This is a genomic window from Sediminispirochaeta smaragdinae DSM 11293 (genome assembly GCF_000143985.1).
Taxonomy (GTDB): domain Bacteria; phylum Spirochaetota; class Spirochaetia; order DSM-16054; family Sediminispirochaetaceae; genus Sediminispirochaeta; species Sediminispirochaeta smaragdinae.
Window position 1 is genome coordinate 1,041,279 of the sequence record NC_014364.1, and the last position, 26,858, is coordinate 1,068,136.

A 26,858-nucleotide genomic window follows, 5' to 3' on the forward strand; every position below is an offset into this window, starting at 1 on the left:
TCCGTATGGAACGATACGCTATCGGAGTTGATAATGGCGGGACAGTCATTAAGGCGGCTCTATTCGACATGAGGGGTACTGAGTTAGCGGTTTCTTCACGGCAGACAAAAATGCATACGCCGAAGTCGGGGTATACAGAGCGGGACATGGAAGAGGTATGGCTTGCCAATTGTGGCTGCATTCGTGACGTTGTCGAGTCATCGGACGTGGATATTCGGTCTATCATCGGTGTCGCCATAGGCGGTCACGGCAAGGGGCTCTACCCATGGGGCAAGAACGACCGACCTGCGTATCACGGCATCGTCTCCACCGATAATAGGGCGTGGAGATACCCCGAACGCTGGCAACTGGACGGCACGGCCGATAGACTTTACCCGCAAATATGTCAGAAGCTCATTTCTTGTCAGCAGGCCTCGCTGCTTGCGTGGATGAAGGATAACGAAAAGGCTGCGTACGACAATATTCGTTGGGTCTTTTCGGTTAAGGATTACATTCGCTATCGTCTGACGGGAGAGGCCTACTGCGAGGTAACCGATATCTCCGGCTCAGGGCTTATGGACGTGAGCAAGACCCGGTTCGACCGTGAGTTGTTGGGGGTTTTAGGCATCGAGGAAGTCTACGAATGCCTTGCTCCGATCCGCTATTCCTCTGACCCTTGCGGGGTGATCACCAACGAGGCATCCCGGCTCACCGGTTTGCCCGTCGGCACGCCGGTCGCCGGGGGCATGGTTGACATAGACGCCTGTGCCGTGGCCATGAACATGCAATCGCCCGATCAGCTCTGCACCATAACCGGTACCTGGAGCATCAACGAGTTTATTTCCACCAAACCCGTACTCGGGACTGCCATCGCCATGAATTCGCTTTACGCCGTTCCGGGCTACTATCTCCTCGAGGAGTGCAGCGCCACGAGTGCGGGGAATCTCGAATGGTTCATAGAGCGATTCCTATGCGAAGAACGTACGAATCAGGTAAACCTCTATCGCTGGATAGACCAGACCGTCGATGCGCTGTCACCGGCCGATAGCGAGATTTACTATCTGCCCTTTCTCTACGGCTCCAATAGGCATCCTCTGGCCAAGGGAAGTTTCTTGGGGCTCACTTCGTATCATGGGAAATCCCACATGCTCCGCGCCGTTTTCGAGGGTGTTGCTTTCTCTCATAAGACCCATATCGATAGGCTTCTTTCGGTTCGACCAGCGCCCGCTGCCATCCGGATGGCCGGGGGGGCCGCAAACTCGACTGTCTGGGTTCAGATGTTCGCTGACGTGCTCGGCTTCCCGATCGAGACGGTAGCAGGGGTCAAGGAACTCGGCGCTCTGGGTTGCGCCATGGCCGCTGCAGTGGCGGCCGGGGTGTATCCCGACTATAAAGCCGCCGGAGCGGCTATGGTGAGCGTCAACGCCCCTGTTGCCCCGAATGAAACCCGTGTCGGCATCTACCGAGAGAAATACAGAAAGTATGAGGCATTATGCCGGGCTCTCGACTCGGTATGGGGTGAATTCGCCGTTTGATGGCGCTGGCGCCGCCTAAAAGCGCCTGAAGGAGAACCATCGTGTTAGAAGATCTTAAACGCGCCGTATGGGAAGCCAATATCGAGCTTCCCCGGCATGGGCTCGTGACCTTTACCTGGGGTAACGTCTCGGGCATAGACCGCGATCGCGGGTTGATTGTGATAAAGCCTTCCGGAGTGGAGTACGCCGACATGAAGAGCGAGGATATGGTTGTCGTCGACATGGAAGGAACATGTGTCGAAGAAAAGCTGAATCCGTCATCCGATACGCCGACGCATGTCGAGCTCTACAAGGCTTTTCCTGACATTGGCGGAATCGTCCATACCCATAGTCGCTGGGCCACCATTTTCGCCCAGGCTGGCAGGGGAATTCCGGCCCTGGGAACGACGCATGCCGATTACTTTTACGGGGAAATACCCTGCACGCGGCCCATGACGAAGCAAGAGATAGCCGAAGCCTACGAAAAGGAGACGGGATCCGTTATCATCGAGCGCTTCAAGAGGCTGAAACCGAATTCTATCCCCGGTGTGGTCGTGTATGGCCACGGGCCCTTCGCCTGGGGAGATAGTCCCCTGGAGGCAGTGCACAACGCCGTCGTCATGGAGGAGGCCGCCATGATGGCCTGGCACTGTATCACCCTATCCGGCAGCATCGAGCCTATATCGCAGGATCTTCTGGATAAGCACTTCCTCCGTAAACACGGCGCAAACGCTTATTACGGCCAGTCAGGTACGAGGTAACCCATGACTTTTACCAAGATCAAGCTGGGGGATATTCCCTATTGTTACGCCGTAAGCCACGGTCTCATAGACGGACGCGAGGTTCTGCTATTTGCAGCCGAGGCCGATGGGCCCTGCCTCGCATTCGATGCAGAAACGTTTACGTCGGAGTCCATCTGGGAACATCCCGGCGGGACTATGGCCGTCGTGCCCCGATCGGACGGTGAGATTCTCGCCATTCAGCGGTTTTATCCCGGATTCGAGGCCAAGGAGGCTGAAATAGTCCGCGCCGTTAAGGCTGGAACATGGTGGAATGTTTCGCCCCTCTTGAAGCTGCCCTATGTTCATCGTTTCGACATCCTCCAGAGGGGCGGCGTGAAATACATCCTCTGCTGTACCGTCTGTTCATGTAAGACGAGCGTAGAGGACTGGAGTTCACCGGGGCAATTATTCGCTGCCGAATTGCCCGACGACATGGAGGGCCCCATAGAACTCATACCCATCGCCGACGGAATGACCAGAAACCATGGCTACTCCAAGATACGTCGGGATGGGTTCGATAAGGCCTGGACGGCTTGTGACCAGGGGCTCTTCGAGGTAACGCCCCCCGAGCGGCAAGGAGAGAAGTGGCAGGTCCAGGTGCTTTACGAAAAAGCCATCTCCGACATTGCGCTCTGTGACATAGACGGCGACGGGGTAGATGAGCTGGCCATGATTGAGCCCTTTCACGGCGATGCCTTCTCCGTCTACAAACGTACGGAAGGCGGCCTTGCGCTTATGTATACCTACCCGAAACCCATGAGCTTCGTGCACGCGATATGGGGCGGGCTCCTTCGGGGCAGACCGGCCTTCATCGGCGGTTGTCGTGGCTCCGATAGGGATCTCTTTGTCCTGAGATGGAACGGAGACCACATAGTCAGCGAGGTCATCGAGATGGGGGGCGGTCCCAGTAACGTCATGGTCGTCAATGGCCCCGATCGGGACCTTATAGCTGTGGCAAATCGCGAGATAGGCGAGGCCGCGGTGTTTATCGTGGAGGATTGACGTGGAACGATACACGCTAGGACTCTACGAAAAAAGCATGCCATCGAGCCTGTCGCTGGCCGAGAAGTTAACCGTGGCGAGCGAGGCCTCATATGACTACATTGAGTTGTCCATTGACGAGACCGATGAAAAGTTGAATCGGCTTTCCTGGGATCATTCCGAACGGAAGGGGCTTTTGGATGCCATGGACTCCATAGGCATACGTATCCGGTCAATTTGCCTAAGCGGTCACCGCAAATATCCCCTGGGGCATCCCGACTTCGCAGTGCGTCAACGCAGCATGGCCATCATGTGCGATGCCATATGTCTCGCTTCGGATTTGGGAATTCGACTCATTCAGATAGCCGGTTATGATGTTTATTATGTGCCCTCCTCCGAAGAAAGCAAAAAACGTTTCGCCGAGAATATCGCCATCGCTGTAGAGGTTGCTGCGAGGGAAGGAGTCATCCTCGCCTTCGAGACCATGGAGACCCCCTTCATGGATACGACGGCGAAGGCTATGCACTGGGTACATGAGATGGACTCGCCATACCTTCAGGTCTATCCTGATACAGGCAACGTTACGAATGCTGCCGCGCTCTATGGAACAACCCTGGAGGCGGACCTGGGCACCGGACACGGGCATTTGGCTGCCTTGCATCTCAAAGAGTCCAATCCTGGTGTATATCGTGAGGTGCCTTACGGCCATGGCCACGTCGATTTTAAGGAGGCGACCAAGGTTGCCCTCTCCCTTGGAGTGCGCATGTTCGTGGGCGAATTCTGGTACACCGGTGAGGAAGACTGGAGGAACTTACTCAAGGAGAATGGGCTTTTCCTTAGGTCAGCGTTGAAAGAAGGGGAGAAGGCTCTCGGACTTTAATCACGGGCGCAATTGAGCCTGACCTTACCCTTGGGGTGACAATCTTCCCATCGATAACGTATCTCTACATTCCTGGATGCTTCATGTCTTTTGGGGCACGTTCCTGTGTCTTTTCCGCGTGACGCCCGCGACAGTTTCCTATCCCTGCATCCTTCGACAGCCCCGTCAACTCCAGTTACGAGTGACGGTGATCATGTAATAATCAGGACTACTGTATTTTTCTTGCTAGAACAGCATACCAATCCACATCCATAAAGATACTTTCACTGCCTATCTCAAATATGGCTTCAGTCTTTGATCCAAAGTTGTGAAAAATATCATGATTGTATCGCTTTATAATCTCAAATCCGGCTTCTTCCAAGTATTTCTCTAAAAGATTCCATCTGATTGGATAATAGGTTGGTATAGTTTCAATTTTTCTGCTTAATATTTTGTCCCAGTTTCTTATATCAAAATAGAAATAGCCATGACTTCTAATCTGATCGGCAAAATTTTTTATTGCTTTCTGCAAGTCAGTATTCGAAACATGAGGTAATGAATTCCCTGTGGAAATTAAGCAATCGACTTTATTATCTAGGTTTATTTCCCGAAAATCTTTCTGAAAAACTTCTATTTCTAAACCTTCCTGTTGAATATAGTTTCTTGCCAGGGTAATCATATTCTCACTTAAATCTGAGCCACTCATTGAGTATCCCATTTTATATAGGGGATACGTTAGCGATCCACTCCCAAAGGTACAATCATGCATGGTATCAATGTTGTACGGACTAAAAATTTTAGCATAATACTCAATGAAGCTAGCTTCAGCGGCTTTATTTGACGTAGGTTTCCAAGAATCCGAATCATAAGAATTCACCATATGTTTTCTCCCTGAAAAAGGTTCAATTTTGAAAACCAGTAAAAAGCAAAGTTCATTACGCCTTTCGCTTGGTCCTCTGTGAATTATACGGTGGACATAGTATAACTACTGGAAACCGAAGAAGCAATCAACCTTCGCTTTATGCCCGTTTTCCAAGTTCAATTATCACATAATGAGCACCTGCATTCATGCAGATGTTTTGGCATGTGGAGAAACGGCTGTGGTAGTTCTGGGGAGCAGCCGAAAAAACCGGTTGTAATAAATCCCTTATTACCGAAAAGGTATCGTAGCGCTATCCCCTGTCGCATCGTCGGCGCGAAGAGCGGAACCATCGCAATCAGGCGAAAGAAGACCCTGCCGCAGTCAGGATTTTCCAGTCCTGCGATTATTCTGAGCAACGATTTATCGACATGTTCTCTTTTGCAGTCGCTGCCGCCGGTTTTTATTTTGCTGGAACAAAGTGCAACAATGGGATACACTTTCTGCCATGAGTTACTCCTATCGTGATGCCGCTGTACTCAAAACAATCCTGGAGCGGTTAAAATATCTCTGTGCGTTTCCGTCGCCGACCGGCTTTGCCGAACCGCTTGCGGATGAGCTTGAAAAACGGCTCTCGGCTGCCGGATTTGTATGTGAGAGGATGCATAAGGGAGAATTGTTGTGCCATCTCGGAGGAGAGGGGCGACCTTTGGTCTACTCCGCTCACCTTGATACCCTGGGGGCCATGGTCCGTACGATAAAATCCAACGGAAGGCTTCGTTTTGCGAAGATCGGCTCGTATCCCGACCACTCTGTCGAGCGGGAGAATTGTGTGGTCCATACTGCATCGGGGCTTTCTTATAGTGGCACGGTACAATTTTTCAACCCTTCCGTTCATGCAAGCAAGGATGCTTCAGAGGCCAAGCGAAGCGATGAAAATCTTGAAATCGTCCTTGATCAATGTGTTGATTCTGATACCCAGTGCAGGGAACTTGGGATCGCTCCGGGAGATTGGATTTCCTTTGATCCGAGGACCGTCATCACCGAGACGGGGTTTATCAAAAGCCGGCATCTCGACGATAAGGCTGCCGTAGCAGTGCTTTTGGCTTTATCCGATGCAGCCGCCGACGGGTCCTTTCAGCCGAAGCGACGCTTGTCACTCTTCTTTTCACTTCATGAAGAGGTCGGGCATGGAGGGGCAACCGGATTCGGAAGCGATGTCGGAGAGTTTATTGCAGTGGATATGGGGGTAGTTGGAGAGGACCTTTCCGGTTCCGATACCACGATTTCTATATGCGCCATGGATTCCAGAGGCCCCTTTGATCGGAAGATCCTGCGAGGATTAACCGCTGCCGCTCATTCGCTCAATGTCGACTTTGCACTGGATGTCTATCCCTTTTACGGAAGTGATGCCGATGCCGCACTTTTCGCGGGTAATGACCTTCGTCACGGATTGATCGGGCCTGGGGTTTCGGCAAGTCATGGCTACGAGCGGACCCACTGCCGTGCCCTTGACGATCTTTTTGCTGTTCTTAAGCACTACGCTGAAATCGATTAAACGAGTAAAGGTTAACGTATGGGATATCTTTTCCTTTCCGTCGCATGTGCCGTTCTCATTGGCCATCTTTTTAAATACCGAGAAAAGCGGGATCTACCGATCTATCCCATATTGATGACAAATTATGTGGTTGCCATTGTATTGAGCATCATACGATCCGATCACTTTTCTCTCTCCGGTATGAGCCCCGGAGCCTTTTTTCTTGCCGTGCTGTTGGGTACACTTTTTGTTTTCTGCTACGCATTGATGAATCTTGCGATTCCAAGGCTTGGGGTTTCAATTACGGTTTCCTTGGGCAGGCTTTCCCTCGTCATACCAACCCTCTGTTCCATCCTGCTGTTTTCCGAAAGCGTTGATTGGAAACAAACCATAGGGCTGGTTCTTGCGCTTGCCATTATTCCGCTTTCGGGGGAGGAGATTCCCGATCGCCAGAACCTGCGTCGCCTGGTCCATGGTGGTCTTGGCTGGGCCCTCGTTCTCTTTTTCTTTTTCGGTATGAACGATCTTATATTCAAATTGAAAAGTGAGTTCTATCTCTCTCTTGACACGAACTCCTTCCTTTTTGTCGTCTACATTATCTCTCTTCTTTTTTCCATCCTATGGATTAGAATTCGTAAGAATCGTATCACCCCCAGAACTATTCTTCTTGGGGTGATACTTGGCTTGGTAAATTATCATGCGGCGGTCTTTTTTATGAAAGCTGTTGAGCTGCTTCCAGGGATGATTGCCTATCCGCTTAACGGCATCTCCATCATTGTACTTACCAGCATCACCAGTGCCTTTGTCTGGAGAGAGAAGCTGAAAGCGCACAACTATCTATTCCTTGGAGGTTCCCTGATCGCAATCTGGCTCTTGTTTTAAATAGTGGGAGGAGTGTATGTCCGAGGGTGTGATGCGAAAGCATAGCTTTTTTTCACTGTTTCGCCAACTCTGCGGGATTTTTGCCGGCAGCCTTGTATACGGAATCGGGCTGTCCTGGTTTCTGGTCCCCTTTAAAATCGTTCCCGGCGGAGTAGGGGGGCTTAGCCAAATTCTCTATCACATGTTCGGCTGGAGTATGGGAATCAGTATGATTATCATGAATCTCCCCCTCTGGATCATTGGGATAGTGTTCGTCGGCAGGCAGTTCGGCTTTGGGACCTTTGTCGGCTTTTTTGTTAGTGCTCTTATGACCGATCTTGTAGCGCCTGCGCGTCTGTATCGCTGGAATCTTATGCGGGATCTTATTGAAAAATACAATACGAAAAATGGTGTCTTGACCTCTCCTTTTACCTGGGCCCTTACCGATGATATTTTTGTTGCAGCCATCGCCGGTTCGATTCTGATGGGAATAGGCATCGGCCTTATCTTCAAGAGCAGGGCATCTACGGGAGGGACCGATATCCCCGTTGCTCTCATGAAGAAGAAATTCAATATCTCGATTGGAAATGGCTATCTTATCATCGAGTCGGTCATCATTCTTTTTACCGGCTTTGTCTTTAGGGATATCAATATAATCATTTGGAGCTACTTTGCCCTTTTCCTTTCCTCGCGCTTTGCGGACATCATGACCGAAGGTTTTAGTCGGGTAAAGGCTGCCTATATTATCTCTATGGACGACGGAGCGGTTGAACGGATAAAGGAACGAATCTACGACGAAATGGATCGGGGGGTAACGTTCCTGAGGGGCATGGGCTCCTATTCACGAAAAGGAATCAAGGTGATTTATGTAACCTTTCATATGCGTCAGACCGCCGTTCTCAAACGAATTGCTTTGGAGGAAGATCCCAAGGTGTTTATGGTTATGCATGATGTGCATGATGTGGTGGGGTACGGTTTTAAAACAAGATCTCTTGAAATGTAAACGTAGAAGAAGAAATTGTCCCATGAGCCGGACGAAAGAGAACTGCGGCTCATGGGTGTGAAAGATTGACTTATGGTACTGTCTTGCCTCTCATACTGATCTATAAAATCACCAGGATTCGGAACAGTACATGTCTATTCAATTAATCCATTATCTTTCAAGAACTCTTGTGCCACCATTTTAGCCGGTAACCCCTCCGCGTCGACCCGATAATTTAAACCCTGCATTGTTGTGTCATCAAGGAGCTGGGCAAGGGGTTTCATGATATCGGCAATCTCTGGATGTTTGTCGATGACCTCTTTTCGCACGGTTACCGCAAGGTTGTAGACGGGAAAGAAGTTCTTATCGTCGGAAAGAACCCTTAGACCGTATTTTTTTAAGAGACCATCGGTGGCGAAGACCATGGCAACATCAACTTGACCTCGGTCGAGAGCCTCGTAGGAGAGTCCTACATCCATCGTTTTTACCTGTTTTTTCGCTACCGTGAAATCATAGGTTTCGGCCATTTTAAAGAATCCATCGGGTCGTTCGTAAAACTCTTGATCGATACCGAAATTCAGAGCCTCCGGCTGTTTCGAAACGTAGCTAGCGAGATTACCTATTGAGGCGATATCGAGCTCTTTTGCTTCGTCCTGCTTCATTGCAAGGGCGTAGGTGTTGTTGAGCTCCCATCGATCGAGCCAGACAATATTGTGGTCGGCCAGATCCTCTTCCTTTACCTTTGCAAAAAGTGTTTCCGGATCGGTAATTGTTGTGTCGTGCCCAAGGTATACGGACCATGCCGTACCCGTATATTCGGCATAAAGATCTGTCTGTCCTGTTTCAAGACCGTCTCTGGTAATTTTGCTTCCGGTGCCGAATTGTTCCTTTACCTCGAAACCCTTATTCCTCAGAAGTTCTGCCATCATGTTGCCCACGATGTATTGTTCTGTGAAATTCTTTGCTCCGACGGTTACTCTTCCCTTCTGCTCCTCTTTTCCCGCCTCCTCTTTTTTGGCACATCCCGGAAATAGGATGGCCGATGTAAGGACGACAATAGCAAAGGCCGCAAAAATTCTAGCTTTTTGTCTCATGATCTTCTCCTCTCTGTACAGATAGTGTTCTTCGATATTAAAACTCTGCCTTATCGGCCGAGTTTTAATCCTTTCGGCGTTACTCGCCGTTCCATTATGGCAAGGAAGGTATCTACGATAATTGCGATAAGTGCGGTTAATAGTGCGCCCGTAAGTATGATGTAGTTTTTATTAAGTTTGAGTCCGATAAAAATGAGGTCTCCCAATCCCCCTCCGCCGATTACCGCGGCAACGGTGGCTGTTCCCACATTGATAGTTGCGGCACTTCGTATGCCGGCCATGATAACGGGGCTGGCCATAGGAAACTTAATGTTCCATAGGATTTGGCGGTCGGTCAGTCCTATGCCTCTGGCCGCTTCGATTGTTTTGGTATCGATACTCATTAAGCCGCTGGTTGCATTGAAGACAATAGGGACCAGGCTGTAGAAGAAAAGTGCAATGATTGCCGGCCTCATACCGATACCGACAATGAGGAATACAAGGGCTACGACGGCAATAGACGGAACGGCCTGGGCCGCCGCTGTTATCGTTAGAATGATTCTGCCGAGATCCCTCCTCTTCTCATTGCTGGCGGCAATCGCGACGGCAAGTCCTATGATCACGGTGAAAAAGATTGAAACGGAAAAAAGGATCAGGTGCTGCCCTACGAGGGCAAGTATTTGTTCCCGGTTTTCCGAGACATATGCTACTATCGACATCAATCCTCCTGTGCCTTTTTGAATTCATTGAAAATGTCTTCGAGGTTTATGGCTCCGACGAAGCGGTTGCCCTCGGTGACGACAGGGAGCGAGCTCTCCCCTGCATCAATCATCAAGCTGAAGGTCTCCTGGAGGTTATTGTTTTTTTCTACCGTAACCACGTTGTCGATAAATGAGAGGTGTGGTTGGGGATCCTTTCTGCTTTTTTCCAGGGCGAAAAGGCCGAGAAATTTCTCGTCGCTGTCGGTAACGATCGCAACCCGCTTTCCCTTTTCTTCCATCTTTCGGATAACGGCTTCCGGCTTATCCGCTTTGTGTACCTGCACATATCCCGTGGTGACGATGTAGTCTTTGTTTTTCTTTAGGACAAGGGCCTTGATGTTTCGATCATGACCAAGGAGTTTTTCTACAAATTTGTTTTCAGGTTCGTACAAAATGTTATTTACATTGTCATATTGCACAAGATTCCCGTTTTGCATGATTGCAATCTTGTCGCCGAGCTTTATCGCCTCATTGATATCATGGGTAACGAAGACGATAGTCTTTTCTATCTTTTCCTGAATCGATAAGAAAGAGTCGTGCAGGCGAGAGCGATTGATCGGATCAATGGCGCCGAAGGGTTCGTCCATGAGTAGAATTTCCGGATCGGCAGCAAGAGCACGTGCAAGCCCCACCCGCTGCCTTTCTCCTCCGGAGAGCTGCAAGGGGTATTTATGAACGTAGCTACCGTTTAGGGTCACAAGATGCAGTAGCTCATCCACCCTGTTTTTAATTTTCCGCTCATCCCATCCAATGAGCCTCGGTACCATCGCTATGTTTGTAAAGACGTCCATATGGGGAAAGAGTCCGGTTTCTTGGATGACGTAACCGATGCTTCTTCGTAGCTGTACCGCATCGAGATCGTAGATTGAACGGCCGGAGATCGTAATATCCCCTTCGGTGGCATCGATCAATCGGTTGATCATTTTTAACGTTGTGGTTTTCCCACACCCGGAAGGACCGATCAGCATGGTAATCTTTCCCTGTTCGATGGTCATAGAGAGGTCTTGTACTGCAAGTTTCTTATCAAATCGTTTAGTTACACGTTTGAGCTCTATCATTCTATACGCTCCTCCGATACGGGGGTGATTTTCAATCCGCGAGGGGTCAGCCATTCTTCGACTTTCATGAGAAGCATGTTGATTCCTATACCGAGGGCCGATACTACAAGGGCTCCGGAAAGCACCATAAGAAAGTTGGCTCGTCCGATTCCGCTGAAGATGAAATAGCCGAGACCTCCGGCTCCTACCAGAGAGGCGTATGTAGCAACGCTGACACCGAGTACAATGGCGTTTCGCACCCCTGCCATGATGACCGGAATCGAAAGCGGGAGTTTTATGCGGAAGAGTATCTGCTGTCCGGTCAGGCCGATTCCCTTTGCAGCTTCGATCATCCGGGGAGACACGCTATTGAGGGCTGCATAGGTGTTTCGAATGATTGGTAAAAGGGAATACATCATAATTGCCAGAATAGCTGGGGTTATACCGATGCCGAGTTTAACGGGCGCCAGAACAACAACCATGATTCCAAAGAGTGCCAAACTGGGGATGGTCATCAGGATACTGCAGATATAAATAATGATCTTTGCCAATTTGGGTTTGCCCGATATGAAAAAACCAATGGGTACGCTGATGATAATCGAGAAGGGAATGCTGAGAAGCACAACCTTGAGATGCTGGAGAAACTGCAGCAACAGGGTCGGCCCATAATAATGAAGATAGGTCGAAAGGTTAATAAGCCCTCCTTATATTCTGAATTGTATTTATTAGTATAAACAAATTATTGATGATTGGTCAATGAAATGATATTTAAAATTTGTGATGTAAGTATGTTATGTATGATTTAATTGTTTACAATAATAGTAATTATATTATGTTTTCCTTGTTTTGAGAGGAATATCAGCTTTTAGTGTTACGTTTAATAAAATATACTGCTAAATATATTATCATGGAGAAAAATTCCATAGATTGATTTCTTTAGAGCTGTAAAGAAGACTGGTCGTAAAAATGAAAACCATGTAGAATAAATGGCAGAGATCGTTTCGGAGGTCGTATGGATGCCTGAACACTATGATATCAGCTACGATGTGCTTGTTACGCTTCGGCGGATCATTAGAGCAATCGATATGCATTCAAAGAGACTTGGCAAAGAATATGGACTTACCGGTCCACAGCTCATGATTCTGAAAGAAATTCGATCGGGTACGGATATCACCATCGGTCATGTAGCCAAGAAAGTTTCCCTGAGCCAGGCTACGGTCACCAATATTATCGACCGCCTTGAAAAGCGGGGTATGGTAACCAGGGAACGCAGTACCCTCGACAAGCGGAGGGTCATTGTACGAACCACCGATAAGGCCGAAGAGATACTGAAAACCAATCCCTCGGTGCTTCAGGCCGATTTTATCAATAGCTTCCAAACCCTAGAAACATGGGAACAGAATCTTATCCTCTCATCCCTTCAGCGGATTGCCACGATGATGGGTGCTGAGCATATATCATTTCCCGAAGAAGAGGTGGGACAGTTTATATAGTGGTATCGATCCGGGTTCCTCGCTGGTCGTCCCACTGCTCATAGTGATGCGTGTCGGGAGCCTCGACAGGTGGATGTTCTTCTTCCTCTGGAGGAACTTCTTCCACCGGGCCGGGAACCGGGCTTGGGTATGTATTCGGGGCGATTGAATCTATATCGGACATAGAAACACCTCCTTGTATTAATATAAAAAATTCCGTAAGGAGCGGCAAGAAATGAAAGATCAACGACATGATGAGCTGGCGAAACTGCTGGTAGAATACTCTATCCGCCTGCAAGCGGGGGAGCGCTGTCTGATTCAGAGCGTCGATGTTCCTGTTGAAATGGTGGAAGCACTGATACGTGCGGTATATGCAGTGGGCGGACATCCGATTGTCAATATGACCAGTGAACGGGTGCAGCGGGCCCTTGCTGCCGAAGCGAGTGTTGAAAGCATTGCCTCGCTTGCTGAGACCGAATCGGATCGCATGAAAAAGATGGACGCCTATATTGGGATCAGGGCCTCCTGGAACGAGCTGGAAATGGGGGATATCGGCGCCGATAAAAGCAGCCTGTATCGAACCAATTACGTGCAGCCCGTTCATTTCGGTATTCGGGTGCCTCACACAAAGTGGGTTGTGCTCCGCTATCCTACACCAACCATGGCATATCAGGCTGCCATGTCCACCGAGGCCTTTGAGGATTTTTACTATCGAGTTTCCGTTGGAGTGGATTATGCGGCAATGAGCCGGGCCATGGATCGAGCCGAGGAATTCCTTTCCCTGGCAAAATCGGTTCACATCACCGGGCCGGGGACCGATCTCCGCTTTTCTATCGAGGGCCTTCCTGCCGTCAAGTGTGACGGGAGCGCCAACATTCCCGATGGGGAGGTGTATACCTGTCCTGTTCGTGAGAGCGTTGAGGGGATGATTTCGTATAACACCCCCTCGACGCTGGATGGATTTACCTACCGTGATATCTCTTTCCGATTTGAAAAGGGGCGGATCATCGAGGCAAAGGCAAACGACAGTGAACGTATCAACCAGGTGCTTGATACGGATGATGGGGCACGCTATATCGGGGAATTCTCCTTTGGATGCAACCCCTGGATCGAAAGTCCCATGGACAATACCCTTTTCGACGAAAAGATTGCGGGGTCGTTTCACTTTACACCGGGGAATGCCTATGACGACTGCGACAATGGAAACCGCAGTGCGGTTCACTGGGACCTCGTTTGCATTCAGCGACCGGAGTGGGGCGGTGGTGAGATCAGCATCGACGGCGAATTGATCCGGAAGGATGGCCGCTTCGTCCATGAAGCCTTCCAGGCCTTGAATCCCGACCGTCTGAAATAGTGTAAGAGAGGAATCGTTGTCCGTTGCGGCTTCTTTTCACTAAAGGTCTGGATACACCCAGGGAAGCTCCGGCGTCGGTATAGGGCTACAGCGCTCTGTTTCGATTGCCGGAACCCTGTAGCTTTCTCCCGTTGAGGGGTTGTAATAGCTGGTTTCGGTAAGGCGACCGGTTATCCTGTACCACTGGCTTTCTCCTGTTACGGCAGGCAGTACTTCCGGGTTGTGTATCAGAAAACCGATGGTAAGGACGTCCGCCGCGCAGCACCACATCAGCATTCGTCCGAGTAATACCTGCCCCTCCTGAAGCCCTGCTCCGGTATGGATAAAGCCGTCGACCGTGATCTCTCTTCCCATATAGGCTTCATGATGATCATAGAGCTCTTGGTACCACCAGTAGTAGTGTTCCTGGTCCAGCACGATAGGCCCCTCCGGAGGAATCTTCTCTTCCCCTTCTTCCTGCCTCTGAACCGTCGGCTTCTGTGTGTTCACGATGGATACGGCCTGGCTCCCTGAGGCTTCCGGAAACCGCGCAGTATAGATTCCCGGAAGAAAAAGCAAGGGGAGGAAGAAGGCCAACATGCCGTCCTTCGGCGCTGGGGCGCCTGTGATGGCAAAGAGAAGAAACAAGGCCGATGCGGCAAGCAGCACAGGGATGTAGCGGGGGACGAGAAGAAGTCTTACCCGGTCGGTGATCACAAGCGTGAGAAAAACTGCAGCATAGCAGAGTGAAGCAAGCCGCGTAATCCATGACCCCTTCATGCTATAGCCGCCGTTACAAAAACCGTTCCCACGATAATGATGATGAGAAGGATGACCTCCCGCCGAGGAAAAGAACGGAACAGGAGAAGGGTGTTTTTCAGGTCGAGCATGGGACCGAGAATGAGAAACGCCAGTATCGCTTTTTGTGAGAACCACGGCAGATAGCCTCTGGCGATGAAGGCGTCGGCTTCAGAACAGACCGAAAAGAGAAAAGCCAGCACCATCATGATAATTTCGGAAAGGATCGGAATCCTCCCAATCTTCATGAGTGATTCCATGGGGATGAAGCTTCGTGCCGCAGAGGTGATGACGGCCCCGAGGAGAAAATATCGTCCCATGAAAAAGAACTCTCCGGCGACCGACGATATGAAGCCCCTGATGCCCTGTTTTTCTTTTGCTGCTGTTTCGCAGCTACAGCTTGCACAACCGCAACTGGCACCATGATTATCCTCGGTGTGTTTATGGTGTATATGCTTTTTCTTTTCACCGCTGGGGGAGGGCAGAAGGAGCAATAACAGCGCACCGATAATCAGAATGGCCACCCATCCGAGGATGAACCTACCGGCGATCACCTTAGCTTCGCCTCTGAAGGCGTAGGCGGTTGAAAAAATGACTATGGGATTGATCAAGGGCACCGCTATCATGAAGGTATAGGCGGCAGCGGGAGAGAGCCCCTTTTCTCTCAGGCTACGTGCAACAGGAACAATGGCACATTCGCAGAGGGGAAATATCAGTCCTATAAGTGATGCAAGTAAAATCCCGAAGATCGGCACCGCAGTGATTCGCTCTATGACCTCGGGTTTCAGATAGTAGCGAACAATGGTCGCAATCAGCGACCCCAAAAGGAGAAAAGGCAAGGCTTCCGCTATCATTGCCCAGAGGATATAGGAAAAAAGCGCATAGGAGTTGGCCGCATCCATCATTGGCTCATTTCGCTTTACGCGCTGAATCCCGATGAAGTCGTCCCCCGGATAGCGGCCTTAATCCGGCGTTGAGTGATTCCCACTGGTCGATGGGAAAATCAAACCAAACAATATCTCCCGCCGACATTCCCGTGTTGCTGTTCTCGAAAAAAGCAGCAAGTTGTTCCATCGCCGGATTATGCGCCACGACAATGACGGCCGGGGCCGATGCCTTGCCCGCTATCAGGTTCAGATAATCGTCTGCTGTTCCCGTGTAGAGTCCCGCAAGCGGGACGGGCGTGGGGCACTTAGGAAGGGCTGCTGCCATGATGCGGGCGGTTTCAAGGGCTCTGGCAGCCTCGGAGCAGAAAATTTGACCTGGCAGAGGGCTAAGCTCTATGAGCCGGGCGGCCATCGCCTCGGCATCTATACGGCCCTGATGGGTCAGTTCTCTGTCGAAGTCCCGTTTACCGTCGCCATGTTCCGGCTTTGCATGGCGCATGAGATAGAGTCGTTTCATTGAAGCGCTCCTTTATATTTCCAAGTTTTTCGTTCTTCAAAGACCCCGTTTCCCTTAAAAAGCGCACGCAAAGACTTCGGAAGGGATCCGATCAGCTCATCAGATACGGATATGCTGCCCGGATCGGTACCATTTTTCTCCAAGTGGGCAGCGTAGTTGATGGTTTCCGAAACAATCTGTCCGGTTTCATCTGCGAATTTTATTTTCCCGGTATCCAGGCCGATCCTGAGACGAATGATCTCGTTGACCGGCTTGTCGGGAGAGGCATTGAAAACCCCGATGAGGCTTTGTACCTCCAGGGCGAACATCACGGCACGCTGCTGATGCCCTTTGAAGGTGAAAGCGAGAATACCGCCGTCTCCTGCCCAGTTCCAGATTCTGCCATCGTAATCCTCCAAAACCTTTCGCAAAAAGGCCCAGAATCTGAAATAAAGCTTTTCCGCCTTCTTTATTCCGTGTTTTTTTACAATGGCAGAATTCCCGACAATATCGACACTCGCAATGGTCATGTCGTAACGCTTTCCCTGCTTTAAGGCACCCCAATTCGAAAGCTCCGAAGGATCTTCCCTGAGCTTACGAATTTTACGTTTCTTTTCATCGTAGACAAGCCCCGAATAGAGCATCATATTTCTCATCTCTTCGATGCCTTCGAGATTCACGGTTTTTCCGAGAAGCTGATTTCCGTCGATTTCTATGAGGAGTTTCAAAAGTCGTTCTTCATATCCCTTTTGCTCACATTCCTGGATAAAGGCAGTTGCCGCTTTCCTGGTCGGAACGGTTATATGGGAATCGAGGCCCAGGATGGTATGGGAGCAATAGTGGTTCATAAGAAGACATCCCAGCTCATCGATTTGGTCAGGTTTTAGTGATTTTGTCATCATTTCTGCTATGTGATTGTGTAGTGACGGGTCGAGCATGCTATATCCTTTCGAAAAGCTCATGTTGTTGCTATTGTACCAAAGCAGTATACTTCGAAGCCTTTTTTCAAACAAGAGAAAAGGGATTCCTCCACTGGATTGCTTTACCGAATTAGCTGTCGCTGAGGGTATACTCTACCTCAATTGAACATCGTATCTGTTCGCCGGGAGCGATGTCGAAGGGGAAAAGCGATTTGAGAAGGGCAAGGGCCTCTTTATCCAGCAGCGAGCTTCCTGAAGAGCGTTGGAGTAGGCACTCTTCGAGGGTTCCGTTGGGCGCTATCGAAAGCCTTACCGCTACAAGGCCTTCTATTCCCCTGTTTCTGGCTATTGGAGGATAGGTGAAGTTTCGTGATATGCGGTTTTTGAGGATCATGAGGAAAAGGTCGGCAACATCGGCTACATTATCGGCGCCTACTTTCTCCCCGGTTTCTGTTGAGCCTTCATTGACGTGATAGTATGCCTGTTCTCCCCCTTCTGCCGCTCCCTCACGAGAACGAGGTACCATTTCTTTCTCTTGCAAAGCGTGGGAGTGTGTAGATGTGTCGTCCGATTGTTGATGTTCTGTTGACTCTGAACCTACCTTTGCCGGTGCCTCGTTTTGCTTTTGAACGGCAGGCGATTCTACTTTCGGCGGGGAAGTTTCCCGATGTCCGGAATCGGGCATGGACTCTATCTTGTCCTGAGTGGCAACACGCTTTTGCTCGGGGGATCCGAGATCCAGATAGAGCTCGGAGATCTGCTCCTGCCTCTCCACTTGGGAGGGAGCTTGAAAGAGTGCACCATCCATCCATCTTCCGAAGCAAAGAAAAAAGAGAGCATGGAGCAAGGCAGCCGAGGCTATCGCCACCGCCTGCCTCCTGTGTTCTTCAAGCTGCTCGGACACCTTTGCCGACATCCTTATCTACAAGCTATAGCGTCCGCTCAGGGTACATGATCTTCCCTGACCTGGGTAATAGCTGCTGGTGTCCGACCAACTATTGTAATAGACGTAGGATGCATAGTTTTCATCCAAAAGATTGTCGACGGAAAAGATGATGGTAAGGTTACCCATTCGTGTTGTGGGTTTCCAGCGTAAAGATGCATCGACTATAACATAGCCGTCGACCTTTTCCTGGGTATTGGCATTATCCCCCCCCTGGTAAGAGGAACCTCGGTAGCTTGTTCCCAGCTCCGTTTCTAACCGATGGGGGAGGGCAAAGAGCAGGGATGCTCCGGCTACATGTTTGGAAACAAGGGGAATTTCTTTGTCTTCGTTGTCCCCATGTATAAAGGTCGGCAACACATAGGCGTAAGAGCCGGACATGGTCAGCCATGGTTTCGGTTTCAACGTTAGCTCTGTCTCGCCGCCGATTCTCCGGGTCTCATCCAGGTTTTCATTTTGAGAGGTGGCCGTATTGTAGACAATTTCATGTTTCATGAGATTGAGATAGGCCCGGCCCTTTATTTCGAGCAGGGAAGAAATTTTTATCGAGCCCCCTGTTTCGAACAGGTAGCCCTTTTCCGCTTCCAGGTCGGGAAGGAATGTTCCGTAGGTTATCTGTTCATCAGTAAAGGGATAACGGAAGACTCGTTCGTGGCGCAGATAGAGTTTTGAGTTTTCGTCGGGGTTCCAGCGCAGGCCTATGGACCAGGCCGGACCGATGTGCCACGCATTATCATCGTCGGTAAAGATATCGGCACCATCAAAGCGGAAACCTCCGGAAGCCCCTATGCTGTCGCCGATCTTAACCTCCAGATTCGTGTAGCCTCCAAGGGAAAGGAGAGAAACCTCTGTCTCGGCCGTGGCGTTATTTCGTTCGGCCGAATCGTATGTGCTAGAGTCGAGATAACTGTACCTCGTGTCGATTCCGGAAACCATGGTGATGGGGTAGTGTCCCTCGGCAGTGGTTTCGAAGCTTGCCTGGGGTTGAAAACTTAGCGAGTGATAGATGTTGTCGTAATAGTAGCTACCCCATGACGGCATATCCGGGGAGAAATTCTTATACTCGTAGCCCAAAAGAGTATCGAAAAGCAGCTTGTCCGTTGCCTGGTATTCACCGTGAAGATCTGCCGAGAGGATGTGTTCGGTAGATTCGTCGGCATGATTGACGGCCTCGGTGGGGTCATCCTCCAACTGATCCTTGGTAAGACCGCCCGGCATCTGGTAATAGTTGTAGCTGTAGCCGAGGCCGAGATCAAGGACCAGCTTGCTCGTGGGGTAAAGATTTCCTGTTATTTTACCATGGGCCGCCTGTTGTTCGCTGCTATCCCGATAGCCGTCGCTCGAATAATAATCTCCGCTGACACTGAGCGATCCATTTCCCCTCGCAATGCCGGCGGAGATGGCTTCCTTAAAACTCTGGTAACTTTCCAGGGTGCTCGAGATACTCAGAGACAGGGGATCGCTTTGCTTTTTTGTAATGATATTGATGACGCCACCTATTGCTCCACTTCCGTAGAGTACCGACCCCCCACCGTGGAGGACCTCGATCCGCTCGATGGATTCCAGGGAGATAGACTGCCAGTTGATCGAGCTCATATCGGGATTGTTGAGCCGTTTTCCGTCCACCATTACCACAACCCTGCCGAAGGAACTTTCTCCGAATCCGCCCATGGAAATTTGGCTCTTTGCCGTTGTCGAATCGCTGCGGAACTGGATTCCGGGGACCCTTTCCAGCAGATCGACAATAGATGTGACCCCGCTTTCTTGTACTTCTCCGGCAGTGATGACGGTCACCTCCGCGGTCGTTTCGCTCTCTTTCGTCGGAATCCTGTTTGCGGTTACGACAACGCTGATTTTTGATGCTTCTCCGTTTTCTGTCTCTTCCTCGGCCCAGATGGGAACGAGCCATAAAGATATAAGGACGAAAACGAGAATGGCGATCGGAATGAATCTATGGTTCATGTAGCCTCCGGAAGGAGGTAAAGAGACGAAACCTGCTTTTGCGATTGGTTGCAAGCATGTCACTTTACCGGTCCCTGTACGTGAGAGATGCGGTAATGAAGGTCGAAGTGACCCCTGACGGATAAAATCGTCTTCCGGCTTACGACCTTGTCATGGTCGCTTACGGCGGCACGCCCACATCTGATTTTCACAGATTTCCGTTATTTCATCCGTCATTATCAATGAAAGCGCCAGTATAACGCGCCATCACTATTCGGTATTGCATTTTTTTTCAAAAAAATGCAATACCTTATGCTTGCAGAACCGCCGCCACCTTTTCAAAAGCTTGTAGCAGAAGCGTCCTTGAGCAGGCAATATTGGCCCTGAGAAAACCCTCGCCCGAAGTGCCGAAGAGCGATCCCGATTCCAGCCAGACGCCTGCCTCGTCGATGAATAGGCGTTCCAGCTGCGAGCTTGTCAAGCTGCTCTTCGCCAGAATCGGCCGAACATCGAGCCAAAGCAGGTATGTTGCCTCCAGGGGCATGACCGTGATATCCGGGATATTTTCTTTTAGGAAAAGGGTCAAGGCATCCCTGTTGCCCATAATGTATTTCAACGTCTCTTCGAGCCATGCTTCGCCCTCTCGGTAGGCTGCTTCGCAGGCAACGGCGCCGAAGCAATTGGGCAGATCACCGCAACTTCGCTTGAGTTCCTCCCGAAAACGCCTTCTCAACCGACTATCGGTGATGACGATGTTGCTGGTTGCAAGACCCGGAATATTGAAGGTTTTACTCGGTGCCGTACAGAGAACTGTCTGTTCCGCGACTCCCTCATCCAGCAGGGGAAAGGGGGTGTGACGGCGGGGAGCGTCAGGCATGACTAAATCGCAGTGGATCTCGTCGGAAACCACGATAAGCTTATGCTTTTCCGCAATGCGGGCAACATCTTCCAACTCTCCGGGATCCCACACCCTGCCGACAGGATTGTGCGGACTGCAAAGGATCATCAATTTTGCAGAGGCGGCCATCTCTTCAAGCTCTTGAAGATTCATGGTGTAGTATCCGTGCCTTTCGACAAGATTATTAACCATGAGATTTCGGCCGTTATCAGTAACAGCCGAAGCAAAAGGGTAGTAGACCGGATTTTGGATGATGACATTGTCTCCCGGTTCGGTAAAGGCCCTTATCGCGGCATGTATTGCCGGAACGATTCCCGGGGATATGGTAACGCTCTCTTTTTCTATCGAAAAATCAAACCTTCTTGAGAACCATCTGTCGAGTTCCCGGTAATAACCGTCGCCTGCCATGGTATATCCGAATATAGGGTGGCTGTTCCGTTCGGCAATGGCCTTTGTTACCGCTTCCGGCGTCGGAAAATCCATATCTGCAACCCATAGGGGAATTTGTTCGGGGGCGCTTTCATGGGGTTTTTGATCCCATTTGATCGACCCCGTTCCCCGTCTGTCTGGTGTTGTGTCGTAGTTGTTCATGAAAAGATAGTACGGCGCTCAAGCAGAAGAATCAATACGTTTGTATTCTTCCTGCATCTGGTCAAGGAACAGCGGAGCGACTACAATAATCGGACAGTCGAAAGTAAGAGGAAAGGAGTATGGCTGCTTGAAACCATCTTTACGTACTGTTTTTATCCTTTGTCTGTTGAAAATCACCTTCCTTCCTCCATGTCTTTTTGCATCCGGTGTGCCGGAACCTTCTTCGCCTGCCGTGGCGGTGGAGGTTCCCGTCGAGCGGAAGGGGGATGGGGCGTATTGGAAGGATCCTATTTTTCGGATTTCACCCCGCTATGCACAGGGTTTTTCCGTCCGTTATGGAACCTCTGGTTCCGGCGAATATGCCCTTCTCTCGGTAGCGCGTTCCTGGGCTGGTGCTGCGGCGGCCCCTGCCCTTTATCTTTTACTTCCGCCGGATAGTGAGGTTAATGCAGATACACCGGAGTTTGCGGGAGCTCTTCCTGTCAGCGTTCCGGTGCACTCCATAGCAACCCTCTCCTCAACCTATCTTCACCCCCTGGTAATGTTGGGGCTTGCCGATGCCGTTGTCGCCCATGATGCAATGAGCTCTGTCGGGGATGAGGAGATTGTAGAACGTTTTGATGTTGGAAAGGTTGTCGAAGTCGGCAACGGTCCTGGCCTTGATATCGAACGGCTTCTCATGGCATCACCCGATATCGTTATGACTACCGGGGCCTCCGGGGAGTGGAATTTGGTACCGCTGCTTGCAAAGGGAGGTCTGACGGCCGTACTCAACGGCGATTATCTCGAGGCATCTCCCCTGGCGCGGGCAGAATGGATCAAATTTATCGCACTCTTTTTTGGTAAGGAGCAGGAAGCAAAGGAAATCTTTTCCACGATCGAAAAACGCTATCGCGAAACGGCTGAGCTCACCTCGGATCTTGTTCTTTCCGATAGGCCGACGGTCCTCCTCAACAATCCCTTCGGTGGCAGTTGGATCGTCCCTGGAGGGGAGAGTTATATGGCTCGCCTGATTAAAGATGCAGGGGGGCGCTATCTATGGGACGATATTCCGGGAACAGGTAGCGTTTCCCTTGACCTGGAAGCGGTCTTTCTCCGGGCGCATGATGCCGATATATGGCTCCACCAATACGGTTGGAGTTCTCTTGATGATGTTCGTGCTGCCGACTCTCGATTCGCCGATTTTCGGGCGGTTCGAAACGGGGCGGTGATCAATAACGATAAGGCGCGTACCCCGGGAGGTGGCAACGAGTTTTATGGGTCGGGAATCATTCGCCCCGATCTGATATTGTCCGATCTGGTTGCCCTCTTTCATCCCGACCTTCTGCCCGACCACCACTTTGTCTACTATCGTCCGCTTCCTAAGGAGGGGCGGTAATGAATAGAATCCTTCAATGGAGCGGGTTGCTGCTGCTTCTTTTGCTTCTTTTCCTGGCGGGAATCCTCTTCGGCTCGGTGAATCTTCCCCTATCTGAGGTGTGGAAGGCGCTATATACCTCCGGCGGAGTCCCCGAACAATGGAGGACCATCATCGTCGAATTCAGGCTTCCCCGCTCTCTTACCGCCCTTTTAGCCGGAGCGGCACTCTCCGTAAGCGGTCTTTTCATGCAAACGTTATTCCGAAACCCTCTTGCAGGACCTTCTGTTTTGGGTATCAATGCGGGTGCAAACCTTGGGGTCGCCCTGGTGGTTCTCAGCAGTGGTATCGGGGGTGGAGCCGGCCTGCTTACCGGGCTTAACGGTGCAGGGCGCTGGAGCCTCGCCATTGCCGCGATTTGCGGCTCCCTGCTTGTTCTTTTGATTATTCTTGCTGCCTCCAGAAGAGTGGCCTCCGTCACCGTGCTCCTGCTCTTTGGCATCCTTTTTGGCTATGCCGCAAACGCCCTCGTTACCCTGCTGATCCATTTTTCCGCTGCCGAACAGATCCACTCCTATATCACCTGGAGTTTCGGGAGCTTTGCCTCCACGAGTTGGGATCATCTGGCCGTTATGGCTCCTGTCCTTGGACTTGCCCTGCTTGTTTCGTTCATGATTGCCGGACCCTCCGATGTGATGATCCTTGGACAGGTCTATGCCGTGACCATGGGTGTTCCGATCATTGCGGTACGGGGTGCCATGATTCTTTGCACCGCGCTTCTTGCCGGAACCGTCGGGGCCTTCTGCGGACCCGTTACCTTTCTCGGCGTTGCCGTTCCCCATCTTGCCAGGGGGATCTTTTCGGCTTCGGACCATCGGACCCTGATTCCCGCCTCCGCTCTTTCGGGGGCTTCGGTTGCGCTTGCTGCGGATCTGATAGCACGGCTGCCGGGCAGTAATCTTTCCCTGCCGTTGAACGCCGTCACCAGCCTCTTCGGGGCTCCCGTGGTAATGTATGTACTTCTGCGGGAGCGAAGCGGCTCGGGGGCACTGTAATGCGGAAGCCGATTCTGTCCACGCATGCCCTTGTTACCGGATACCGCAGTCGGCGTCACGAGCGAATTCTCGGGCGACTGCCCGATCTTGAACTGTATCGCGGTGAGATGGTCTGCCTTATCGGACCCAATGGATCCGGAAAATCAACCTTGTTAAAGACCCTGACAGGGGTAATTCCCCCTCTGTCGGGGAGCATCTATCTCTCAGGGCTCCCGCTTCCTTCAATAAGCGCCGGGGATCGTGCCCGCTCTATTGCCGTTGTTCTTACCGGCCGTCCCGATTCCGGCTTTCTTACCGTGCGGCAACTTGTTGTCATGGGACGCTATCCCCACAGGCGGTATGGTACGGGGTCGAAAAGAGAGGATGAGGCTATCGTTGACCGTTCTCTTGTTTTGGTCGGGGCAGAAGATCTTGCCTCCATGAGGGCCTCCAATCTTTCCGATGGCGAGTTCCAAAAGGTTATGATTGCACGCGCTCTGGCTCAGGAGCCGGAGCTCCTCATCCTTGACGAACCTGCTGCTTTTCTCGATCTTACCCGTCGGGTTGAGCTCATGCACCTCCTCCGCACCATCGCCAGGGAGGAAGGGACCTCTATCCTGCTCTCCAGTCATGATCTTGAACTCGTGCTCCGTTCAAGCGACAGGGTATGGCTTATGGAACAGAGAGGGGGAATGCGTTTCGGAGCTCCCGAGGATTTGGTGCTAAACGGTGTGTTGGAAGAGGTTTTCCATGGCGAAGGGGTCAGCTTCAATCGGGAGCTTGGGGCCTTTGTTGCCGACCGTCCTGTTCTGGCTCGTGCCGTTGTTGATTTCTCGGACGAGGAGGAGGCACCGATTAAGATGTGGACAGGTCGCGCCCTTTCCCGCATCGGCGTGGCTTCCGTCGAGGATGATGATCGGGAGCATGCCGATTTCAGGATACGTATTCGTCGTGCGGAGACGCTTTGCACCTGGGAAGTGGAGGATGAGAACGGGGTTAGAAGCTTCACGAGCCTCTATGATCTCTCCCGGGCCTTGGATCAGGAGAAGGGGATAGCTCGACTGGACTGACATTTTGATTCGGGCTATCATCGGTAAAAGCATATGTTTCGGGAGGTTTTTTATGCATAAAGCAATTAATGCTCCAGGCGCACCGGCCGCCGTCGGCCCTTACAGCCATGCAGTACGGACGGGAAACCTGGTGTTCACTTCGGGGCAGCTCGGATTCGACAAGGATCGTGGTGAGCTTGCAGAGGGGATTGAGGCGCAAACACGCCAATCCTTTGAAAATCTTATCTCAGTGCTTCAAGCTGCGGGGAGCGGACTTGATCGAGTGGTGAAGGTGATGGTCTTTCTCAACAGCATGGACGATTTTGCCGCAATGAATGGGGTATATGCCTCCTATCTTTCCGAACCCTATCCTGCGAGAAGTTGCGTCGAGGTAGCCAAACTTCCTCTTGGGGGATTGGTTGAAATCGAGATGGTAGCACTTGTCGATTAAGGGGTTCCTCGAAACATTCTGGAATCAATTTCTTTCGGATCTTGACGAATTTATTTCAATAGAGAGCATCGAGGGGGAGCCTTTACCCGGGGCCCCCTTCGGACCTGGGCCCGCCGCTGCTCTTTCGTGGTATCTTTCCCGGGCCCGTACCTTCGGTTTTCATACCACCAATTTCGATGGATTTGCCGGAGAGGTCCTCTGGGATCCTTTTGAGACGGGAAACGCCGGAATCGGGGTGATAGTCCACGTAGATGTGGTCCCGGCCTACGGTACCTGGAGCGTCCCTCCGTTCCGCTTGAGCCGTAACGAGGGAAAATTGTTCGGACGAGGGGCCTTCGACGACAAAGGTCCGGCCCTGGGAATCTTGTATGCCCTTGCTGCTCTCCGTGAGGAGGGTTTTCTCCCTTTTCAACCGATCCGTATCATCCTCGGCACAAACGAGGAGAGCGGTATGCAGGGAATTGCCGAATACCGCCGCCGCCGTCCCGATCCTCATCTCTCCTTTACCCCCGATGCTCCCTTTCCCGTTGTCCGCGGCGAGAAAGGTATCCTTGATTGTGAATTTGTCTGGGAGCTTTCTTCCCCATATTCTGCGGAAGATGAAGACTCTATTGTGCTCCTGGAGCTTGAAAACGGTCCTGATGCTTCGGTAAGGTCGGTCCCTGCCTTCTGCCGCATGCTCCTTTCCGTCCCTTGCCGCCTGCTGGATGATTTTCGCGGTTTGGTGGCGCAGGAACCTATGGCCGATTTTACCGTTCCAAATGAGCTTGAACCCTGCAGGGTCGAGCTCCGTTTTTCGGGTGTCTCAGCCCCCTCTACCACGCCCTGGTTGGGGGTGAATGCGCTTGTTGCCGCTCTCTCGTTTCTTGATCGCTACGCTATGAGGATTCCTCTTGCTTCTCCCTTTGATCGCATTGCCGCCTTTGCCTCTGCTTCCCTCTTGGAGCAGTTTCACGGGGAGGGCCTCGGTCTTGGTGAGCTTTCCGATGAATCCGGTAAGGTTTCCTGTAACCCCGGGCTTGCCTGCTTGCAGCCCGGGCGCTTTTCTATTGTGACCCAGCTTCGTTATCCCATAAGTGCCTCTCCTGATTTCGTGACCGGGATGATCCGTCGCAGTCTTGAGAAATGGTCTGGACGTTTTCTTCCGCTTCGGCATCTGCCTCCCATCTCCTTTTCCGAAAGCCTTCCTCTTGTCGGGAAGCTCCTTGCCTCCTATCGATCCATATCCGGAGACATTTCGGCCCGCCCCGTTATCATGTCCGGTGGGACATACGCACGTGCCATGAGTAACTGTGTCGGGTTCGGTCCCCTCTTTCCCGGCTCGGAATTGACGGCTCATAAGGCTGATGAATATATCAGCGAGGCCGATTTACTAAGTGCAGTTGAGATCTGGTCCGATGCCATTATGGCTCTTTCCATGGGGTAAACGGCCCATCTTGTACGATTTTCGAAAAAAATTATGT

At 51.1% G+C, this 26,858-nt stretch carries 27 protein-coding genes; 14 read left to right on the forward strand and 13 right to left on the reverse strand.

Annotated elements, in window-relative coordinates:
* The first annotated feature begins 5 nt into the window (after positions 1-5).
* Genes SPIRS_RS05025 through SPIRS_RS05040 form a run of 4 tightly spaced genes read left to right on the forward strand, consistent with a single transcriptional unit; the run spans position 6 to position 4,136 of the window.
* The gene (locus SPIRS_RS05025; protein ID WP_013253593.1) at positions 6-1,514 is read left to right on the forward strand and encodes an FGGY-family carbohydrate kinase; all 1,509 of its coding nucleotides are present in this window, start codon (positions 6-8) and stop codon (positions 1,512-1,514) included.
* A gap of 41 nt (positions 1,515-1,555) precedes the next feature.
* Complete coding sequence (gene araD, locus SPIRS_RS05030) at positions 1,556-2,254, forward strand: L-ribulose-5-phosphate 4-epimerase (protein WP_013253594.1); 699 nt, start codon at positions 1,556-1,558, stop codon at positions 2,252-2,254.
* 3 nt (positions 2,255-2,257) lie between these two features.
* Entirely contained in the window at positions 2,258-3,277 is a 1,020-nt protein-coding gene (locus tag SPIRS_RS05035; protein WP_013253595.1) for a hypothetical protein, read from the forward strand.
* 1 nt (position 3,278) lies between these two features.
* The gene (locus SPIRS_RS05040) at positions 3,279-4,136 is read left to right on the forward strand and encodes an L-ribulose-5-phosphate 3-epimerase (RefSeq protein ID WP_013253596.1); all 858 of its coding nucleotides are present in this window, start codon (positions 3,279-3,281) and stop codon (positions 4,134-4,136) included.
* A gap of 208 nt (positions 4,137-4,344) precedes the next feature.
* Here the strand turns inward: SPIRS_RS05040 and SPIRS_RS05045 are convergent, their stop codons facing one another.
* Entirely contained in the window at positions 4,345-4,995 is a 651-nt protein-coding gene (locus SPIRS_RS05045) for a class I SAM-dependent methyltransferase (RefSeq protein WP_013253597.1), read from the reverse strand.
* Positions 4,996-5,482: 487 nt separating this feature from the next.
* Between SPIRS_RS05045 and SPIRS_RS05050 the strand changes: the two genes are divergently transcribed.
* The 3 genes from SPIRS_RS05050 to SPIRS_RS05060 are packed head-to-tail and all read left to right on the forward strand — an operon-like array spanning position 5,483 to position 8,375.
* Positions 5,483-6,532, forward strand: a complete 1,050-nt coding sequence (locus SPIRS_RS05050; protein WP_013253598.1) for a M42 family metallopeptidase — start codon at positions 5,483-5,485, stop codon at positions 6,530-6,532.
* Between the two features lie 18 nt (positions 6,533-6,550).
* Positions 6,551-7,393, forward strand: coding sequence for an EamA family transporter (locus SPIRS_RS05055; RefSeq protein WP_013253599.1), 843 nt, complete (start codon positions 6,551-6,553; stop codon positions 7,391-7,393).
* Between the two features lie 16 nt (positions 7,394-7,409).
* A complete protein-coding gene (locus SPIRS_RS05060) occupies positions 7,410-8,375 on the forward strand; it encodes a YitT family protein (RefSeq protein ID WP_013253600.1) in 966 nt (321 codons plus the stop codon).
* Positions 8,376-8,509: 134 nt separating this feature from the next.
* Here the strand turns inward: SPIRS_RS05060 and SPIRS_RS05065 are convergent, their stop codons facing one another.
* From SPIRS_RS05065 to SPIRS_RS05080, 4 genes are read right to left on the reverse strand one after another with little or no spacing between them, the layout of a single operon-like run.
* Positions 8,510-9,448, reverse strand: coding sequence for a glycine betaine ABC transporter substrate-binding protein (locus SPIRS_RS05065; protein ID WP_013253601.1), 939 nt, complete (start codon positions 9,446-9,448; stop codon positions 8,510-8,512).
* 50 nt (positions 9,449-9,498) lie between these two features.
* A complete protein-coding gene (locus SPIRS_RS05070) occupies positions 9,499-10,146 on the reverse strand; it encodes an ABC transporter permease (protein ID WP_013253602.1) in 648 nt (215 codons plus the stop codon).
* Complete coding sequence (locus tag SPIRS_RS05075) at positions 10,146-11,246, reverse strand: betaine/proline/choline family ABC transporter ATP-binding protein (protein WP_013253603.1); 1,101 nt, start codon at positions 11,244-11,246, stop codon at positions 10,146-10,148. The genes SPIRS_RS05070 and SPIRS_RS05075 overlap by 1 nt, the downstream gene beginning before the upstream one ends.
* Positions 11,243-11,878: an ABC transporter permease gene (locus SPIRS_RS05080; RefSeq protein WP_013253604.1), complete on the reverse strand. Its 636-nt coding sequence runs from the start codon at positions 11,876-11,878 to the stop codon at positions 11,243-11,245. The genes SPIRS_RS05075 and SPIRS_RS05080 overlap by 4 nt, the downstream gene beginning before the upstream one ends.
* Before the next feature lie 333 nt (positions 11,879-12,211).
* Between SPIRS_RS05080 and SPIRS_RS05085 the strand changes: the two genes are divergently transcribed.
* Positions 12,212-12,718 (forward strand): MarR family winged helix-turn-helix transcriptional regulator, encoded by a 507-nt coding sequence (locus SPIRS_RS05085; protein ID WP_245537700.1) that lies wholly within the window; start codon positions 12,212-12,214, stop codon positions 12,716-12,718.
* Here the strand turns inward: SPIRS_RS05085 and SPIRS_RS22485 are convergent.
* On the reverse strand, positions 12,711-12,881 hold the full coding sequence (locus SPIRS_RS22485; protein ID WP_171814755.1) for a hypothetical protein: 171 nt from the start codon (positions 12,879-12,881) through the stop codon (positions 12,711-12,713). The two genes, SPIRS_RS05085 and SPIRS_RS22485, sit on opposite strands and share 8 nt — an antisense overlap.
* Before the next feature lie 51 nt (positions 12,882-12,932).
* Here SPIRS_RS22485 and SPIRS_RS05090 point away from each other — a divergent pair, with 51 nt between their 5' ends.
* Complete coding sequence (locus tag SPIRS_RS05090; protein ID WP_013253606.1) at positions 12,933-14,051, forward strand: aminopeptidase; 1,119 nt, start codon at positions 12,933-12,935, stop codon at positions 14,049-14,051.
* A 39-nt stretch (positions 14,052-14,090) separates the two neighbouring features.
* Here the strand turns inward: SPIRS_RS05090 and SPIRS_RS05095 are convergent, their stop codons facing one another.
* The 7 genes from SPIRS_RS05095 to SPIRS_RS05125 form a co-directional block, all read right to left on the reverse strand.
* Positions 14,091-14,810: a TIGR03943 family putative permease subunit gene (locus SPIRS_RS05095; RefSeq protein ID WP_013253607.1), complete on the reverse strand. Its 720-nt coding sequence runs from the start codon at positions 14,808-14,810 to the stop codon at positions 14,091-14,093.
* Entirely contained in the window at positions 14,807-15,733 is a 927-nt protein-coding gene (locus SPIRS_RS05100; protein ID WP_245537701.1) for a permease, read from the reverse strand. The genes SPIRS_RS05095 and SPIRS_RS05100 overlap by 4 nt, the downstream gene beginning before the upstream one ends.
* 4 nt (positions 15,734-15,737) lie before the next feature.
* Positions 15,738-16,232: a SixA phosphatase family protein gene (locus tag SPIRS_RS05105; protein WP_013253609.1), complete on the reverse strand. Its 495-nt coding sequence runs from the start codon at positions 16,230-16,232 to the stop codon at positions 15,738-15,740.
* Complete coding sequence (locus SPIRS_RS05110; RefSeq protein WP_245537702.1) at positions 16,229-17,059, reverse strand: adenylate/guanylate cyclase domain-containing protein; 831 nt, start codon at positions 17,057-17,059, stop codon at positions 16,229-16,231. Before SPIRS_RS05110 ends, SPIRS_RS05105 begins: the two co-directional genes overlap by 4 nt.
* A 202-nt stretch (positions 17,060-17,261) precedes the next feature.
* On the reverse strand, positions 17,262-18,047 hold the full coding sequence (locus SPIRS_RS05115; RefSeq protein ID WP_049784589.1) for an energy transducer TonB: 786 nt from the start codon (positions 18,045-18,047) through the stop codon (positions 17,262-17,264).
* Positions 18,048-18,053: 6 nt separating this feature from the next.
* The gene (locus SPIRS_RS05120) at positions 18,054-20,036 is read right to left on the reverse strand and encodes a TonB-dependent receptor (RefSeq protein ID WP_013253612.1); all 1,983 of its coding nucleotides are present in this window, start codon (positions 20,034-20,036) and stop codon (positions 18,054-18,056) included.
* A gap of 289 nt (positions 20,037-20,325) precedes the next feature.
* Positions 20,326-21,504 (reverse strand): MalY/PatB family protein, encoded by a 1,179-nt coding sequence (locus tag SPIRS_RS05125; RefSeq protein ID WP_013253613.1) that lies wholly within the window; start codon positions 21,502-21,504, stop codon positions 20,326-20,328.
* A 127-nt stretch (positions 21,505-21,631) separates the two neighbouring features.
* Between SPIRS_RS05125 and SPIRS_RS05130 the strand changes: the two genes are divergently transcribed.
* Genes SPIRS_RS05130 through SPIRS_RS05150 form a run of 5 tightly spaced genes read left to right on the forward strand, consistent with a single transcriptional unit; the run spans position 21,632 to position 26,821 of the window.
* Positions 21,632-22,882: an ABC transporter substrate-binding protein gene (locus tag SPIRS_RS05130; protein WP_013253614.1), complete on the forward strand. Its 1,251-nt coding sequence runs from the start codon at positions 21,632-21,634 to the stop codon at positions 22,880-22,882.
* A complete protein-coding gene (locus SPIRS_RS05135; RefSeq protein WP_013253615.1) occupies positions 22,882-23,916 on the forward strand; it encodes an iron ABC transporter permease in 1,035 nt (344 codons plus the stop codon). The genes SPIRS_RS05130 and SPIRS_RS05135 overlap by 1 nt, the downstream gene beginning before the upstream one ends.
* The gene (locus tag SPIRS_RS05140) at positions 23,916-24,965 is read left to right on the forward strand and encodes an ABC transporter ATP-binding protein (RefSeq protein WP_013253616.1); all 1,050 of its coding nucleotides are present in this window, start codon (positions 23,916-23,918) and stop codon (positions 24,963-24,965) included. The genes SPIRS_RS05135 and SPIRS_RS05140 overlap by 1 nt, the downstream gene beginning before the upstream one ends.
* Positions 24,966-25,017: 52 nt before the next feature.
* Positions 25,018-25,395 (forward strand): RidA family protein, encoded by a 378-nt coding sequence (locus tag SPIRS_RS05145; protein ID WP_013253617.1) that lies wholly within the window; start codon positions 25,018-25,020, stop codon positions 25,393-25,395.
* Positions 25,385-26,821, forward strand: coding sequence for a Sapep family Mn(2+)-dependent dipeptidase (locus tag SPIRS_RS05150; protein WP_013253618.1), 1,437 nt, complete (start codon positions 25,385-25,387; stop codon positions 26,819-26,821). Before SPIRS_RS05145 ends, SPIRS_RS05150 begins: the two co-directional genes overlap by 11 nt.
* Positions 26,822-26,858: the final 37 nt, after the last annotated feature.

Excerpts from the sequence above, each read along its gene's own strand:
- SPIRS_RS05025 (WP_013253593.1), top strand. The coding sequence starts at position 6 with ATGGAACGATACGCTATCGGAGTTGATAATGGCGGGACAGTCATTAAG.
- SPIRS_RS05035 (WP_013253595.1), top strand. The coding sequence starts at position 2,258 with ATGACTTTTACCAAGATCAAGCTGGGGGATATTCCCTATTGTTACGCC.
- SPIRS_RS05045 (WP_013253597.1), bottom strand. The coding sequence starts at position 4,995 with ATGGTGAATTCTTATGATTCGGATTCTTGGAAACCTACGTCAAATAAA.
- SPIRS_RS05050 (WP_013253598.1), top strand. The coding sequence starts at position 5,483 with ATGAGTTACTCCTATCGTGATGCCGCTGTACTCAAAACAATCCTGGAG.
- SPIRS_RS05055 (WP_013253599.1), top strand. The coding sequence starts at position 6,551 with ATGGGATATCTTTTCCTTTCCGTCGCATGTGCCGTTCTCATTGGCCAT.
- SPIRS_RS05060 (WP_013253600.1), top strand. The coding sequence starts at position 7,410 with ATGTCCGAGGGTGTGATGCGAAAGCATAGCTTTTTTTCACTGTTTCGC.
- SPIRS_RS05065 (WP_013253601.1), bottom strand. The coding sequence starts at position 9,448 with ATGAGACAAAAAGCTAGAATTTTTGCGGCCTTTGCTATTGTCGTCCTT.
- SPIRS_RS05070 (WP_013253602.1), bottom strand. The coding sequence starts at position 10,146 with ATGTCGATAGTAGCATATGTCTCGGAAAACCGGGAACAAATACTTGCC.
- SPIRS_RS05075 (WP_013253603.1), bottom strand. The coding sequence starts at position 11,246 with ATGATAGAGCTCAAACGTGTAACTAAACGATTTGATAAGAAACTTGCA.
- SPIRS_RS05085 (WP_245537700.1), top strand. The coding sequence starts at position 12,212 with ATGGCAGAGATCGTTTCGGAGGTCGTATGGATGCCTGAACACTATGAT.
- SPIRS_RS22485 (WP_171814755.1), bottom strand. The coding sequence starts at position 12,881 with ATGTCCGATATAGATTCAATCGCCCCGAATACATACCCAAGCCCGGTT.
- SPIRS_RS05090 (WP_013253606.1), top strand. The coding sequence starts at position 12,933 with ATGAAAGATCAACGACATGATGAGCTGGCGAAACTGCTGGTAGAATAC.
- SPIRS_RS05095 (WP_013253607.1), bottom strand. The coding sequence starts at position 14,810 with ATGAAGGGGTCATGGATTACGCGGCTTGCTTCACTCTGCTATGCTGCA.
- SPIRS_RS05100 (WP_245537701.1), bottom strand. The coding sequence starts at position 15,733 with ATGATGGATGCGGCCAACTCCTATGCGCTTTTTTCCTATATCCTCTGG.
- SPIRS_RS05105 (WP_013253609.1), bottom strand. The coding sequence starts at position 16,232 with ATGAAACGACTCTATCTCATGCGCCATGCAAAGCCGGAACATGGCGAC.
- SPIRS_RS05110 (WP_245537702.1), bottom strand. The coding sequence starts at position 17,059 with ATGAACCACTATTGCTCCCATACCATCCTGGGCCTCGATTCCCATATA.
- SPIRS_RS05115 (WP_049784589.1), bottom strand. The coding sequence starts at position 18,047 with ATGTCGGCAAAGGTGTCCGAGCAGCTTGAAGAACACAGGAGGCAGGCG.
- SPIRS_RS05120 (WP_013253612.1), bottom strand. The coding sequence starts at position 20,036 with ATGAACCATAGATTCATTCCGATCGCCATTCTCGTTTTCGTCCTTATA.
- SPIRS_RS05125 (WP_013253613.1), bottom strand. The coding sequence starts at position 21,504 with ATGAACAACTACGACACAACACCAGACAGACGGGGAACGGGGTCGATC.
- SPIRS_RS05135 (WP_013253615.1), top strand. The coding sequence starts at position 22,882 with ATGAATAGAATCCTTCAATGGAGCGGGTTGCTGCTGCTTCTTTTGCTT.
- SPIRS_RS05140 (WP_013253616.1), top strand. The coding sequence starts at position 23,916 with ATGCGGAAGCCGATTCTGTCCACGCATGCCCTTGTTACCGGATACCGC.
- SPIRS_RS05145 (WP_013253617.1), top strand. The coding sequence starts at position 25,018 with ATGCATAAAGCAATTAATGCTCCAGGCGCACCGGCCGCCGTCGGCCCT.